Here is a 14,067-nt window from a genome sequence, read left to right on the forward strand (position 1 = left end):
GTCAGCGCCTCGCCAACAGGCCCTGCGGCCGAATTGCCAGCACCAGCACCATGATCAGGAAGGTCACGACGATAGCGTAGGTCGGGATGTAGACCGAGCCGAGCTGCTCGGCGAGGCCGATGATGAGCGCGCCCAGCGCGGCTCCCGGGATCGAGCCCATGCCACCGACGATCACGACAACGAGGGAGGCGAGCAGGAAGCGGATATCCTCGCCGGGCGAGAGCGACTGGAAAGTCCCGCCGACGACGCCGGCGATGCCGGCGAGCCCGGCGCCGAGTGCGAACACCACCACGAAGACGAGCTGGATCCGCACTCCGGTCGCAGCCAGGATGTCGCGATCGTCAACGCCGGCCCGGATGATCATGCCGATGCGCGTGCGGTTGAGCGCCAGCCACATCGCCACGCCGATCACGACGGAGGGCGGCGAAGATCACGAGTCGGACCAAGGGATAGCGCAGATAGACCGGCTCGCCTGATGATTTGATCGCGGTGACCAGCGGCAGCTCCACAGGTCCGATCAGCCAGTTCGGGGTCTGAATCTGATAGAAATCGCCGCCGCAGGCCCACAGCATCAAATCGGCGAACACGATCGAAAGGCCGATCGTCACCATGGTCTGGCGCAGGTCCTGGCCCTCCATGCGGCGGAAGACGAGCACCTGAAGCAGGACGCCGACCAGTGCCGTCAGGATGAAGGCGACGATGAAGCTGAGGATCCATGAGCCGGTCGAAGCGCTGATGGCGTAGCCGACATAGCCGCCGAACAAATAGAGCGAGCCATGCGCGAGGTTGACGTTGCGCATCAGGCCGAAAATCAGCGTAAAACCGCTGGCGACCAGGAAGTAGAGCCCGCCGAGCGTGATGCCGTTGAAGACGGCGTTGAGGAAGACGCGCTTGCGGCCGATCGCTTCTTCAAGGCCCTGCGGCCACACCGCGAAAATCAGCCAAAGCGCCACCGCGATCGCGATGATGACAATCAGTGCCCAGGCGGGATGGCGTTCGACAAAGCGGGTCATGATCGCCGCTCCGTCTTCACGTCACCCCAACTCTCACCCCGCAAGCGGGGCGAAGGGGCACGCAGACCGTTGCCGGCCGCAAGCCCTGCCATGAACGTGCGCTCCCTATCGAGTGCGATCCTCTTTTCGGGACCGCGTTTGGCGCATCCTAATGCGGCCATAAGGGAGGCACTTGATCGTGAGTATCTTTTCGCGTGCCGTCAGGTGCGCAAAACCTTGGCCGCGCGGCGATAATCGGTCGGCGCCATGCCGACATTGGCGGCGAAGAAGCGGGTGAATCCGCTCTGCGACGAGAAGCCGAGGTCGAAGCCGATATCGGCGATCGGCGCTTCGCTCGCCACCAGCGCCTCCAGCGCCTGCTCCATCATCAGCGTGTTGAGATAGAGGTGTGGGGTGACGCCGGTCTGGGTGCGGAATAGCCGGTAGAAATGCGGCCGCGACAGGCCGGATTCGCGCGCGATAGTGTCGAGCTCGATCTCGGCGCCGGGACTCTCCGACATCATCTTGATGCACTTGCGCACGCGAAAATCTGTGACGGAGCCGTTTGCGCGCGGATCACGCGCGGTCGCGGCCTGCTGCCAGCTTTCGTCGTAACAGATATCGATCAGACCTCTCAGCTCGCCATCGAGGCTGTTGAGCGAGGGTGCGCCGCACACGAGGGCGGCTGCGTGCCTGATCTGCTTGTCCAGCGCAACCGACCGCGTGAACTGGGTACGGCCGAAGCGCAGACGGTCGGCGCCGGGCGCATCGGGCGCGAACCACTCCGCATTGACATAGAGCACGAAGAAAACGGCGCCGCCTTCCAGATCGGATGGCAGGAAATTATGCGGCTCCCATGGATTGACCGCGACGACAGAACCTTCGGTGAGTTCGTAATGTCCCTCGCTGACATCGATGCAAGCGGGACGTCCCCCGACATGGAAGATCAGATGACCTTCGCGATGTGCGTGGATGTTGAAAGGGCGGTTCAACTGATAGACCGTCGCCCGGCCAAAGCGGCCGTGGAAGACGGCGAGCGCCCGGCTCATGCCTTCCCTCCCAAAAGCTCTTGTCGTTTTTTGGTAGCGTTCAACAACCGGGGAGAGAATGCAAGGGCGCACGAAGTCCGCGCCTTGCAAATCTCTCCCAAGTCCGCCATCGCTCGCGAACAAGACTACGTCAGTACTTCTTACATTCCGGTACTGTACGGCTTGGCAAACCGATCTTGGCGAACACCGCGGGATCGTAGCCGAGCGTCTGGTTGACGTTCGGAATCACCTTCACGACCTTTGAAAACAGCGCGCCCTTTCCGTCGTCGACGACCTCGGTGACGAAGTTGGTGCCGATCGCCTGGCGGTTGGAGTCCAGCTTGATCTTGCCGTTGGGGGCGTCGAGCTCGATCTTGGCGAGTGCTTCCTTGTACTTGGCCTGGTTGTTGGAGAGATCACCGTTGACCTGACGCAGCGCCAGGATCAGCGCCATGGTCGAGCCGTAATAGTTGGTGGCGAGCAGCGAGGGGCTCGGGAAGCGCTTGTTGGGCGGGAAGGCGTCCTGATAGTCCTTCACGAACTTCTGCCAACCGGGGTTTTCCCAGGTGTCGGCCTGGCCGCTCGCGGCCAGCGTGCCGACCAGCGCGTTCTTGGCGTTGCCCTTGGACGACAGGATGGTCTGGTCGATCATGATCGAGCCGCCCATCAGATGCGCCTTGCCCCCGGCCTGCTGGTACTGATTGAGGAAGTTGACGGCGTCGGCGCCGCCGAGGCCGAGATAGATCGCGTCGACGTCGTCGGGCAGCGCGGCGATAACCGAGGCAAAGTCCTTGGTGCCGAGCGGCACCCATTGCCGGTTGGTGACCTGTCCGCCGGCACCGCAGAATTCGAGTACGAGGCCGAATACCTGGGTGTAGATGAAGGAGTAGTCTTCGCCGACGGTGGCGATCTTGCGATACTTCTTTTCCTCAAAGGCGTATTTTCCGAGGCCGACCTGCCACTGCGCGCCGTCCATGTTGTAGCGGAAGAAATTCGGAGCCGGATCGACATAGGTCGTTTCCTGGGCACCGGAGGCGGCGTTGATGAAGGTCAGCTCGGGATGGGTCTTTGCAAAATTCTTGACCGCGATGCCTTCGTCTCCGGATAGCGGCGACAGCAGAATCTGCACCTTGTCCTGCTCGATCAGTTTTCGTACGGCCCGGACTGCGGAGTCGGGCGTCGCGTCGGTCGAGGCGATGACAAATTCGAGTTCCTTGTCGCCGACCTTCTTGCCGAGCACGTTGAGGGCCGTCTGGAAGCCGCGGATACCGTCCTCGCCGAGCACGGTGTAGGTGCCTTCGAGCGTCGCGGTGACGCCGACCTTGATCTTCTCCTGTGCGAAGGCGGTGCCCGAAAGTAACAGGCTGCTCAACGCGATCAGTCCTAGACTGCTTCTCAACAATTGCTCCCCTCCCTGGGCGTTCTTGTCGCAATTTTTTACCGCACCTTCGCGCGTCCGCCGCGAGGTGCGGCGTTTTGGCGAGGTTGGCGGTTCTTGAAATGGAAGCTAACCGAACTCGGATGCAGCGCACGTGTCGGAGCCGTGCGCGGCTTAACGGCCAGTCTCATTTTGAATGTTGCGGCGCAAATCGTTCTGCGGTGCACTCTCGCGCATGTCTTCGGCAAAGAGATGAACGAGCAGCGTGCTTGTTGCAGGCTCGGACGCGTCAGTTCTGGCTAATGCGAAGCCCTTATGGCCGGGAGCGTCGGGTCAATCATCCCGCCAAGAAACCGCCGTCTACGGCGACAACCGTTCCGGTCGCGTATTGCGAGGCCGGCATGCAGAGGAAGGCAACGGCGCCTGCAATGTCTTCCGGTTGCCCCCAGCGCTTGAACGCGGTGCGGTCGGCGATGCGCTGATAATGTGCGAGATCGGTGCGGCCGGCCGCGTTGATCGCTGTTTCGATATAGCCGGGCGCCACGGCATTGACGCGGATGCCTTCCTCGGCCCATTTCAAGGCGAGCGCCTTGGTCAGCATCACGACGCCGCCTTTGCTGGCGCAGTAGGCGGGAATCCGCGGCAGCGCCAGCGTGGCATTCATCGAGGCGATGTTGACGATCGACCCTCCTCTCTCGGCGAGCAGCGGACGGAACGCCATGCAGGTTCGGAACGTGCCGGTGAGATTGACGTCGAGCACCTTCATGAAGGTCTCGATTTCGAATTCCTTGTCGCGCGCGAGAATCCCGGCGCAGTTGATCAGCGCGTCGACGCGCTCGTGCTGTCGGGAGAAAGAGGTGACAGCGTCGTCGTTCGTGACGTCGAGCGATGCGAGCGTGAGCCCGGTACGCGATTTCAGCAGGGTGCGCGCAAGATCGGTCTCGTTGGCACCTGTTGCAGTCACCGTTGCGCCGAGGTCGCAAAACTGGTTGCTGATTGCGGCGCCGATGTCGCCGGCCCCGCCGATCACCACGGCATGAAAGCCGGGGGCAAGAGAAAAGCTTGAGCTCATCGCAAGGATCTCACTTCAGGATTTGGGAGGCGAAGCTGTCGATTCGCGGACTACCAGCGAAAAATCGATCTCTCGATGCATGATGGTTTGCTCGCCAGCGAGGCTGCGCACCAGATATTCGCCTGCGCGCTGCCAGGTCTCTCCGGTCGGAACATGGATCGTGGTCAAGCTAGGTCGCAAATGGCGGCTCCAGTCGAGGTCGTCGAAGCCGACGACTGATAGATCGCGCGGCACCGAAAAACCGCTGCGTTCAGCCTCGAGCAGGACGCCGTAGGCGATAACGTCGTTGCCGCACACCACGGCCGTTGGACGATCACTCAGATTGAGGAGATAGCGCGCCGCCTCGCGCGCGTCGTCCAGCGTGTAGGGCACCTCGACGTGCCATTGCGGCGGGCGTTCGAGGCCGTTTTCCGTGAGCGCGCGGTGAAAGCCGGCGACGCGAGCGCTGGCGCGGTCGTTGTTGCGCTGGAGGGCCGAGACGATTCCGATGCGGCGATGGCCGAGTTCGATGACATGCGTGGCTGCGCGGTGCGCGGCAGCTTCGTTGTCGGTTCCGACACACGGGTAGGGCCGGTCCGGCTGATAGATGCCGACATTGATGAAGGGCACTGCATTGTCCGCGAGCAGCTTGCGCAACCCGTCATGATGGCAGTCGCCGCGAAGCACGAGGCCATCGACACCGCGGCTGATCAGGTTGCGCGCCTGCTGTAATTCGACATCGAGATCATAGCCGCTGGTGGTGAGAAACAGCATGTATCCAACCGAGGAGAGATACTGCTGAAGCGAAGCGATACCGCGCGCGAACATCGTATTGTCGATCGTCGGCACGATCGCGCCCAGCGTGCGCGAGCGCCGCGACGACAGGATGCGCGCCGGCGCATGCGGGATGTAGCCGAGTGCCTCGATGGCCTGCGTGATGCGCGCGCGTAAAGAGGGACTTACCGCGTCGGGATTGTTGAGAACGCGCGAGACCGACGCGGTCGAGACGCCGGCGCGCGCCGCAACGGCGCGGATGCCCTGCTTCACAGATTTGGCGTTCGTCAGTCTCATAAATGTAACGTTACATTGACATCAGGCCGCCATTGGGTAGCGGCGATATTGTAAATCTGCCTTAGATTGTGCGGTTTGTCCATCGCTTGACAGGGCCGATGTGATGCTTAGGATGTAACCGTTTTCAGCCAATGTTCAAACAGATCGCGTTCAAAAAGGTCCGCCAGCTTAAGGCGGGCCAACCGGGAGGAGAGTTCGATGAAGGCCAGGATGCTCGCGACGCATGTCGCATTGCCGGTTCTCGCAATTGCCGCCGCCGGTGCGCAGGCTCGCGCGGCCGATTTCGACTGGATGAAATTCAAGGGCAAGACGGTCACCTTTCTCGCCAACAACAATCCGGTCTCGCAGGCGCTGCTGACCTACAAGGCCGATTTCGAAAAGCTGACCGGCATGACGCTAAAGGTCGACGGCTATCAGGAACAGCAGATGCGCCAGCGTCTGATCACGGTCATGAATGCGAACAGCGACGAGGTCGACGTGTTCATGACGCTGCCCTCGCGTGAAGGCGAACAGTTCGCCGCCGCCGGTTGGTACGGGGATCTCACCGCGATGGCCAAGAACGATGTCGCCAGGGAATACGACCCGGCCGGGCTGAGCCAGGCCCTCCTGAAGGCTGCGACCTTCGGCGGCAAGCTGACCAGCATGCCCATGAACATCGAAGGTCCGATCTTCTATTACCGCACCGACATCTTCAAGAAATGCGGCATCGAGACGCCGAAAACGATCAAGGACGTCGAGGCCGCGGCCGAGAAGATCAAGACCTGCGACAGCGCGGTCACGCCGTTCGTCTCGCGCGGCCTCAAGCCTGCGATCGCTTACACCTTCAGCAATGTGCTGCACAATGTCGGCGGCAGCTACATCGCCGCCGGCAAGTCGAACCTCTGCTCGGCCAAGGGCAAGGAGGCACTCGACACCTATAGCCGGTTGCTGCGTGACTTTGGACCGCCCGGCGTCGTCAACTACAGCTTCCAGCAGATTTCCGCACTCTACCGCAGCGGCCGCGCTGCGATGGCGTTTGAATCGTCGAATGAGTTGCGCACGGTGATGGAAGGCGGCGCGCGCCTCAAGGATACGGGGCTCTTGCCGTTCCCGGCGGGCGAGGCCGGGCAGGTGCCAACCACGATCGGCTGGGGCATGGCAGTGTCCTCGCACAGCAGGCAGCCGGACGCAGCCTGGTATTTCGTGCAATGGGCGACCAGCCCCGAAGTGCAGAAGAAGATGGCGCTCCAGGGCATCGCTCCGCCGCGCCCGTCCGTCGCCAAGGATCCTGAATATCGCAAGTGGATCGACGAAGAACCGGTGCGCAAGGAATGGCAGGCCGCGCTCGACGTGCTCGCCACCAAGGGCTCCTCCGAGGTCGGCTATCCCATCGTCGCCAACCCCGAGTCGCGCGAGTTCATCGGCCAGGCCGTGCAGGATCTGATCCTGAAGCAGAAGCCGATCGACCAGGCTTGTGCTGACGCCGACAAGGCGCTCGACGCGCTGATCGCACAGAAATAACGGCCCGATGCCGGTCGGCTTCGTGCCGGCCGGCATCTCAACCGATCAAGGACACGGACGCATGTCTGATGCGGCTGCGACAATAACGCGGGACCGACAGCGACTGGAAATGTCGGCCCTCTCGGCGCCGGCCGTGATCTTCACGGTCGCGATGATCGCGTTTCCGGTCGTCTATACGATCTGGCTCGGCTTCCAGACTTTCTCCTCGACCGGCAAGCAATCCTTTGCCGGCCTCGCCAATTACTCCAAGCTGATCTCCGACTACGAATTCTGGCACGGGCTGTGGATCACCATTGCGCTGTTCGTGCTGTCGCTGATGCTCCAACTCGTCTTCGGGGTCTGGCTCGCGCTGGTGCTGTTCCACGCCAAGCGCTTGCCCGGAATCGTGCGCTCGCTATTCATCTCGCCGTTCATGATGCCGCCGGTGGTGGCCGGCATGATGTGGCTGGTGATCCTCGATCCTTCGCTGGGTGCGGCCAACTATATCCTCCAGTCGTTAGGCCTGCCGCCGTCCGACTGGCTGGCATCGCCGTCACTGGTCATTCCGACCATCGCACTGATCGACAGCTGGCAGTGGACTCCTTATGTCGCTTTGATCGTGCTGGGTGGCCTGCAATCCCTGCCACCGAGCGTCTACGAAGCCGCGCAAATCGACGGCGCAACTCCATTCAAGACGTTCCAGCGCATCACGCTGCCGCTGCTGCTGCCGACGATCGTCACCGCGGCGATCCTGCGCAGCGTCGATCTCCTGCGCTTCTTCGACATCATCTACATCACCACCCAGGGCGGCCCGGGCAACGCCTCGAACACGCTCAACATCTATGGCTTCCGGGTCGGCTTCGAATTCTTCAACATCGGCTATGCCAGCGCGCTGATGCTGACGCTGACAGCGATCGTGTTCGGCGCCGTGCTCGCCTTCAACCGCCTTCGCGGCGCCGTGGCATGGTGACACCATGACGGACGCAGTCAACACCGATCGCTGGATCCGGCGGCTCAATCTGGTGCAGCTCGTGCTGGCCGGAATCATCATCATGGCGCCCACGGTCTGGATGGTGCTGTCCTCGTTCAAGCCATCGTTCGAGGTGACGGCCTATCCGCCGACGTTGGTCTTTACGCCGACGCTGGATAACTATGTCGAGCTGACGAAGACCACGCCGTTCCTGAGCTATGCCCTCAACAGCCTCATCGTCACCGTCGGCTCGACTGCGCTCGGGCTGCTGTTCGGAATTCCCGCCGCTTTCGCCGTGTCCTGGACGCGGATTACGTGGCCGGCGATCCTGACGCTCGCGGCGCGCATGGCGCCCGGCACGCTGTTCCTGCTGCCGTGGTACGTCATGTTCAGGCAGGTCGGCATGATCGGATCGTACACGGCGCTGATCCTCAGCCACGCGGTCATCACGCTGCCGATCGTGATCTGGGTACTGCTGCCGTCGTTCGATGGTATCCCGCGCAGCATCTTCGAGGCGGCGCAGGTCGACGGATGCAGCGTTACGCGCATCCTTTGGCGTATCGCGCTGCCGCTGGTGGCATCCGGCGTCGCCGTCGCCGCGATCCTCGCCTTTGTATTCTCGTGGAACTACTTCCTGTTTGCGCTGGTGCTCTCGAATGGTGACACCAAGACGCTGATCGCGGCGGCCTTCAACTTCATCGGCGAAGGCTCGACGCAATGGGGCGCCCTCATGGCCGCGGCGACGTTGATCGCATTGCCGCCGCTGGTGCTGGCCGCCCTGGTTCAGCGCTGGCTGGTGTCCGGGCTGACGCTCGGTGCGGTGAAAGGTTAGGTATCTGATGAATTTGTCACCACGACCGAATTCGATCATGCAGGCGGCGGTCTTCCACGGCCACGACCGCATCACCATCGAGCGGGTGGCGATGCCTGACGTCGGGGCAGGCGAGCTCCTCGTGCGTGTCTCGCGCACCGCGCTGTGCGGTTCGGACTTCAAGCTCTGGCACAAGGGCGCCGAGTTCACCGCTGGCCACGAGATTTTCGGCGTCGTCGAGCAGCCCGGTCACCGCCTGCATGGCCGCCGTTGCGCCGTCTATATTCCCTTGCATTGCGATCACTGTGCCGCCTGCAAGCGCGGCGATACCCAGATGTGCCTCGAAGTCTCCAGCCTGATCGGTTGGAACAGGCCCGGCGGCTATGCCGAATATGTGCCGGTGCCGGAAAATTGCCTGCTTCCGGTGCCCGACGATATCGAGGACAGCCTCGCGCCGCTCCTGCTCGACACCATCGGCACGTCCGGCCACGCCGTGCGCTTTGTCAGCCGCGTGGTGCCGCCGGGCGAGGCGGGGCCGGTTCTCGTGATGGGAGCAGGGCCTGTCGGTCTCGGCGTCGTACTGGCGCTCCGTGCGCTCGGCTACGACGACATCCACATCGCCGATCCGAACGCGGCGCGCCTGAAGATCGCGCAATCGTTCGGTGCGAAGGCGCATCCGGTGGGCGATGCCTCAAAACGCTTTGCCCTCATCATGGAATGCTCCGGCGCGCATGCCGCGCGCAACCTCGGGATCGAACTCGTGCTGCCGCGGGGCGCGCTGGTGTTGGTCGGCGAGAACGCCGCGCCCTGGACTATCGAGGAAGGCAAGGTGTTCCGCCGCAAGGATTTTTACATGATCCGGACCTTCTATTTCCCGGTGTCGGACTTCGAGCCGAATGTCGAGTTGCTGCGCAAGTACAAGGACGAGTACCGCGTGCTCGTCGATGGCGAGTTCGGCCTGTCGGCTCTGCCCGGGAATTTCGCGCGGTTCGCCAAGGGCGAGTTGATCAAGCCAGTTCTGGCGCTGGATTAAACGATCATGGCCTCGATATCGATCCGTAACCTCGTCAAGCGCTACGGCAATTTCACCGTGATCCCCGATCTCAATCTGGAGATCGCTGACCACGAATTCGTAGTGTTCGTCGGCCCGTCCGGCTGCGGCAAGTCGACCCTGCTGCGCATCATTGCGGGCCTCGAGCCGATTTCATCGGGAGACCTTTATATCGGCGACAAGCGCGTCAACGGCGTCCAGGCCGCGCGGCGCGACATCGCGATGGTGTTCCAGGACTACGCGCTCTATCCGCACATGCGCGTCTACGACAATATGTCGTTTGCGCTGGAGTTGCGGGGGACGCCGAAGGCGGAGATCGATGCGCGGGTGAAGCGCGCCGCCGCGCTTTTGCACATCGAGCCCTATCTCGACCGCAAGCCGAAGGAGCACTCCGGCGGTCAGCGCCAGCGTGTCGCCATGGGCCGCGCGATCGTGCGCAATCCCAAGGCGTTCCTGTTCGACGAACCGCTGTCCAATCTCGACGCAAAACTGCGCGGGCAGGTGCGGGCGGAGATCAAGGCGCTGTCGCAGGAGCTGAAGACCACCATGGTCTTCGTGACCCATGACCAGATCGAAGCCATGACCATGGCGGACCGGATCGTCGTACTCCAGAGCGGCACGATCCAGCAATATGACACGCCGGAGACGGTCTACGAGCGGCCGGCCAACCAGTTCGTGGCCGGCTTCATCGGCTCGCCCGCCATGAATTTCTTCGCCGTAGAATGGCGCGAGGAGCGTGCGATCCTTTCGCAAGGAGGAGCAACGCTGCCGTTGGATGGCGAGACCGCGGGCCGCCTGCGGCAGGCCGGCAGCGCTGTCGTCGGTATTCGCCCTGAACATTTTACGATTGCTCCCGATGCCGCCGACGGCATCGCCATCAACGTCAAGCTCGTCGAGCCGCTCGGCTCGGATACGCTGATCCATTTCGATCTCGCCGGCGTGTCGTCGATCGCGCGGGTCGATCCGTCCCTGCGGCCAAAGGTCGGCGATCGTCTCGGCCTGCGTCCGCAGGCGGGCAAGACCCATTTGTTCGATGCGACCAACGGGCAGGTCTTGCGGTGAGCGCGTCGGCGAACATCGGAGATATGTCGGCGCTGGCGGACGTGGCGTCCGGGGCCCGGCCTGTGCAGGTGGTCTGCCTGGGATTGTCCGCGCTCGACCAGGTCTGGCGCGTCGATCGTCTGTTCGCGGGTGGAAGCGAGAAGATCAAGGCCGCCGGCTACGGCACCCTTGGCGGAGGCATGGCCGCCAATGCGTCGGTCGCGGTGGCAAAGCTCGGCGCTTCCGTCGCGTTCTGGGGCCGGGCAGGCAATGATGCCGCGGGCGCGGAGATGCGCTCCGCGTTTGTTGCCGAAGGCGTCGATGTCGATAATTTCCGGCTGTTTCCCGACGGCCGCTCCTCCGTCTCCGGAATCATCGTCGACCGTTCGGGTGAGCGGCAGATCGTCAACTTCCGTGGCCTGTTCCCGGAAGCTGCGGATTGGCTTCCGCTCGAAGCGGTCGCCCGCGCATCCTCCGTGCTGGCCGATCCGCGCTGGGTCGAAGGTGCCGCAACGTTGTTCCGTGAAGCCCGCGCGCGCGGCATTCCCGGCGGTGCTTGACGGCGACGTGGCCGATGCCGACGTATTCGAGCGGCTGCTGCCCTTGACCGACCACGCGATCTTCTCCGAACCCGCGCTCACATCCTTTGCCGGCTCGGCTAGAGATGAATCTCTTGCCTCGCTCGCGCGCTTCGGCTGCCATGTCATCGCCGTCACGCGCGGTGATGCGGGCGTGAGCTGGTACGAGAATGGCCAACTGCACCAGCAGGCCGCGTTTGCGGTCGATGTCGTCGACACCACCGGCGCGGGCGACGTCTTCCACGGCGCCTATGCGCTTGCGATCGGCGTCGGCCTCGATGTGCGCGCCGCCATGGCGTTTTCGGCAGCGACAGCTGCGATGAAATGCCGCCACGCCGGCGGCCGCAACGGAATCCCCACCATCAACGAGTGTCTTGCATTCATGAGGACGAAGCCATGAGAACGATTGGAAAGAACCGCGGCCTGGCACGGCTCGCAGACGCGGATGGCCACTTTCGCATGGTCGCGCTGGATCAGCGGCCGCCACTTTTCGATGCTATCGCGAAAGCAAGAGGCATCGCGCGGGATCAGGTCGAATATTCCGACGTGACGGCGGCCAAGCGTCTCCTGGTCGAGAACCTCGCGCCGCATTGCAGCTCGATGCTGTTCGACCCAAATTTCGCGGTGCCTGCCGCGATCGATCTGCTGCCGCCGCGCTGCGGCCTGATCATGACGCTGGAAGAGCATCGCGTCGAAGAAACCGCAGGCGGTCGCAAGTCACGCGCAATCACCAACTGGAGCGTGGAGAAAATCCGTGCCATGGGGAGCGATGCCGTCAAGGTGCTGGCCTGGTACCGGCCGGATGCCGATGCCGCGGTGAACGAACATCAGAAGCGGTTTGTCCGCGAGATCGGCGAGGACTGCGCCCGCCACGACATTCCCTATGTCCTCGAACTGCTTGTCTATCCGTTCCTCGGCAGCGCCAATCACACCGCTGATTACGTGGAGTCGCCGGGCAAGCTGCCGGGCCTCGTCATCGACAGCGTCCGCGAGTTTGCCAAGCCGGAATACTGCGTCGATCTCCTCAAGCTGGAGAGCCCGCTGGCGGCCAATAGCCTGCCGGCCCGCGACGGCAGTGCGCAAGCGAAAGCCGCGCAGAAGGAATTCGATTCGATTGGCGATCTCTGCCGCGAGCGCAACATCCCCTGGGTGCTGCTGTCGGGTGGCGCTGCGCCCGAAAAGTTCGAGCGCGTCCTCGACTTCGCCTATGCTGCGGGCGCCGGCGGCTTCCTCGCCGGCCGCACCATCTGGCTCGATGCCGTCCTGAAGAATTTTCCGGACCGCGCGGCGGTGTCGGCAAGCCTGCGCAACGATGGCCTCAACGTGCTCGAACGGCTCAGCGAACTGACCACGGCCAAAGGCACGCCGTGGAAGGCGCGCTTTCCTGTGTTCACTGATATCAAGCAGGAAGGTGACTTCGCGCGCGCCTATTGAGAGGGTGGCAGTTCAGCGTGGTCCGATCTCGCTCGCAGGATCTGCAACATGACGACTGACAGCTTCACCATCCGCTCGATCGAGGCGTTCTGCTATCGCTATCCGTTGGCGACGCCGGTGGTGACGTCGTTCGGAAAAATGCTCAACCGCCCCGCCGTCTTCGTTCGTGCTGTCGACGAAGACGGCGTCGAGGGGTGGGGCGAAGCCTGGTCCAACTTCCCCGCACCGGGGGCGGAGCATCGCGCACGGCTCGTCAACGAGGTGCTCGCGCCCGGCCTCGTAGGGCGCAAGTTCGATAGTCCCGCGCTGGCATTCGAGGTCCTGACCAAGGGCACCGAGGTGCTTGCGCTTCAATGCGGCGAGCCCGGCCCGTTCGCGCAGGCGATTTCGGGCATCGATCTCGCTCTGTGGGATCTCTCCGCGCGTCGGCAGCGCTTGCCACTGTGGCGGCTTCTCGGCGGGCAGTCGCGCAGGATCAAGGTCTATGCCAGCGGCATCAATCCCGGCGGCGCCGCGCAAACAGCCGAAGCCGCGCTCAAGCGCGGCCATCGCGCGTTGAAGCTGAAGGTCGGGTTCGGAGCCGAGACCGATCTCGCCAATCTGGCTGCACTGCGCGCGATCGTTGGTGCCGACATGCTCGCCACAGATGCCAATCAAGGCTGGTCAGTCGCGCAGGCGCTGGAGATGATGCCGCGCCTTGCCGAATTTGATTTGCGTTGGTTGGAAGAGCCCATCAGGGCCGATCGGCCGCGCGAGGAGTGGCACAAGCTGCGCGCCGAGGCGAAGATGCCGATTGCCGCCGGCGAAAACATTTCGAGCGTCGAAGGCTTCAAGGAAGCCCTGGCCGAAGACGTGCTCGGCGTGGTCCAACCCGATATCGCGAAGTGGGGCGGGCTCAGCGCCTGCGCTGGACTGGCTCGCGACATTCTGAAGGCGGGCAAGACCTTTTGTCCGCACTATCTCGGCGGCGGCCTCGGCTTGCTTGCGTCCGCGCATGTTCTCGCCGGTATCGGTGGCGACGGCTGGCTGGAAGTCGATGCCAATGACAATCCGTTGCGCGATCTGTTTTGTGGCCCGATCCTCAATGTGAGGGAGGGCACGGTTGAATTGGACCAGGATCCGGGGCTCGGAATAGTGCCTGAACTTTCATATATCGAACGCTATCGCAGCAGTTAGACTTGCG

Annotated in this window: 13 protein-coding genes and 1 pseudogene; 9 read left to right on the forward strand and 5 right to left on the reverse strand. The window is 63.1% G+C overall.

Translation table 11 applies throughout. From position 1 onward, the window contains the following. Window position 1 precedes the first annotated feature (1 nt). The 5 genes and pseudogenes from ACVWW3_RS06775 to ACVWW3_RS06795 all read right to left on the reverse strand — a co-directional run bounded on the left by ACVWW3_RS06775 (window position 2) and on the right by ACVWW3_RS06795 (window position 5,520). Window positions 2-1,013, reverse strand: a pseudogene (locus ACVWW3_RS06775) (branched-chain amino acid ABC transporter permease). 200 nt (window positions 1,014-1,213) lie between these two features. Then, complete coding sequence (locus ACVWW3_RS06780) at window positions 1,214-2,041, reverse strand: helix-turn-helix domain-containing protein (protein WP_247444861.1); 828 nt, start codon at window positions 2,039-2,041, stop codon at window positions 1,214-1,216. Between the two features lie 130 nt (window positions 2,042-2,171). Next, complete coding sequence (locus ACVWW3_RS06785) at window positions 2,172-3,422, reverse strand: ABC transporter substrate-binding protein (protein ID WP_247340939.1); 1,251 nt, start codon at window positions 3,420-3,422, stop codon at window positions 2,172-2,174. A gap of 313 nt (window positions 3,423-3,735) precedes the next feature. Continuing rightward, entirely contained in the window at window positions 3,736-4,470 is a 735-nt protein-coding gene (locus tag ACVWW3_RS06790) for an SDR family NAD(P)-dependent oxidoreductase (RefSeq protein WP_247444859.1), read from the reverse strand. A gap of 15 nt (window positions 4,471-4,485) precedes the next feature. After that, window positions 4,486-5,520: a LacI family DNA-binding transcriptional regulator gene (locus ACVWW3_RS06795; protein ID WP_247444858.1), complete on the reverse strand. Its 1,035-nt coding sequence runs from the start codon at window positions 5,518-5,520 to the stop codon at window positions 4,486-4,488. Between the two features lie 198 nt (window positions 5,521-5,718). On the opposite strand from ACVWW3_RS06795, the gene ACVWW3_RS06800 reads away from it, so the two are divergent. The 9 genes from ACVWW3_RS06800 (at window position 5,719) to ACVWW3_RS06840 (ending at window position 14,060) form a co-directional block, all read left to right on the forward strand. Beyond that, window positions 5,719-7,020 (forward strand): ABC transporter substrate-binding protein, encoded by a 1,302-nt coding sequence (locus ACVWW3_RS06800; protein ID WP_456650524.1) that lies wholly within the window; start codon window positions 5,719-5,721, stop codon window positions 7,018-7,020. 109 nt (window positions 7,021-7,129) lie between these two features. Continuing rightward, window positions 7,130-7,969 carry a carbohydrate ABC transporter permease gene (locus tag ACVWW3_RS06805; RefSeq protein ID WP_247444856.1) on the forward strand — a complete coding sequence of 280 codons (840 nt, stop codon included), beginning with the start codon at window positions 7,130-7,132 and terminating at the stop codon, window positions 7,967-7,969. A gap of 4 nt (window positions 7,970-7,973) precedes the next feature. Further along, on the forward strand, window positions 7,974-8,801 hold the full coding sequence (locus ACVWW3_RS06810; protein WP_354044033.1) for a carbohydrate ABC transporter permease: 828 nt from the start codon (window positions 7,974-7,976) through the stop codon (window positions 8,799-8,801). Window positions 8,802-8,808: 7 nt separating this feature from the next. After that, a complete protein-coding gene (locus tag ACVWW3_RS06815) occupies window positions 8,809-9,813 on the forward strand; it encodes a zinc-dependent alcohol dehydrogenase family protein (RefSeq protein WP_456650523.1) in 1,005 nt (334 codons plus the stop codon). 6 nt (window positions 9,814-9,819) lie between these two features. Then, a complete protein-coding gene (locus ACVWW3_RS06820) occupies window positions 9,820-10,893 on the forward strand; it encodes an ABC transporter ATP-binding protein (RefSeq protein ID WP_456650522.1) in 1,074 nt (357 codons plus the stop codon). Beyond that, window positions 10,890-11,432 (forward strand): PfkB family carbohydrate kinase, encoded by a 543-nt coding sequence (locus tag ACVWW3_RS06825; RefSeq protein ID WP_456671911.1) that lies wholly within the window; start codon window positions 10,890-10,892, stop codon window positions 11,430-11,432. Before ACVWW3_RS06820 ends, ACVWW3_RS06825 begins: the two co-directional genes overlap by 4 nt. Beyond that, window positions 11,425-11,850, forward strand: a complete 426-nt coding sequence (locus ACVWW3_RS06830; protein WP_456671912.1) for a PfkB family carbohydrate kinase — start codon at window positions 11,425-11,427, stop codon at window positions 11,848-11,850. Before ACVWW3_RS06825 ends, ACVWW3_RS06830 begins: the two co-directional genes overlap by 8 nt. Further along, window positions 11,847-12,884 carry a tagatose 1,6-diphosphate aldolase gene (locus ACVWW3_RS06835; protein WP_354105867.1) on the forward strand — a complete coding sequence of 346 codons (1,038 nt, stop codon included), beginning with the start codon at window positions 11,847-11,849 and terminating at the stop codon, window positions 12,882-12,884. The genes ACVWW3_RS06830 and ACVWW3_RS06835 overlap by 4 nt, the downstream gene beginning before the upstream one ends. Window positions 12,885-12,932: 48 nt before the next feature. Further along, the gene (locus ACVWW3_RS06840; RefSeq protein ID WP_456650521.1) at window positions 12,933-14,060 is read left to right on the forward strand and encodes a mandelate racemase/muconate lactonizing enzyme family protein; all 1,128 of its coding nucleotides are present in this window, start codon (window positions 12,933-12,935) and stop codon (window positions 14,058-14,060) included. Window positions 14,061-14,067: the final 7 nt, after the last annotated feature.

The sequence above is a fragment of the Bradyrhizobium sp. LM2.9 genome (genome assembly GCF_054056555.1).

Coding starts and splice junctions, on each gene's coding strand:
- ACVWW3_RS06780 (WP_247444861.1), bottom strand. CDS start 2,041: ATGAGCCGGGCGCTCGCCGTCTTCCACGGCCGCTTTGGCCGGGCGACG.
- ACVWW3_RS06790 (WP_247444859.1), bottom strand. CDS start 4,470: ATGAGCTCAAGCTTTTCTCTTGCCCCCGGCTTTCATGCCGTGGTGATC.
- ACVWW3_RS06795 (WP_247444858.1), bottom strand. CDS start 5,520: ATGAGACTGACGAACGCCAAATCTGTGAAGCAGGGCATCCGCGCCGTT.
- ACVWW3_RS06800 (WP_456650524.1), top strand. CDS start 5,719: ATGAAGGCCAGGATGCTCGCGACGCATGTCGCATTGCCGGTTCTCGCA.
- ACVWW3_RS06805 (WP_247444856.1), top strand. CDS start 7,130: ATGTCGGCCCTCTCGGCGCCGGCCGTGATCTTCACGGTCGCGATGATC.
- ACVWW3_RS06810 (WP_354044033.1), top strand. CDS start 7,974: ATGACGGACGCAGTCAACACCGATCGCTGGATCCGGCGGCTCAATCTG.
- ACVWW3_RS06815 (WP_456650523.1), top strand. CDS start 8,809: ATGAATTTGTCACCACGACCGAATTCGATCATGCAGGCGGCGGTCTTC.
- ACVWW3_RS06820 (WP_456650522.1), top strand. CDS start 9,820: ATGGCCTCGATATCGATCCGTAACCTCGTCAAGCGCTACGGCAATTTC.
- ACVWW3_RS06835 (WP_354105867.1), top strand. CDS start 11,847: ATGAGAACGATTGGAAAGAACCGCGGCCTGGCACGGCTCGCAGACGCG.
- ACVWW3_RS06840 (WP_456650521.1), top strand. CDS start 12,933: ATGACGACTGACAGCTTCACCATCCGCTCGATCGAGGCGTTCTGCTAT.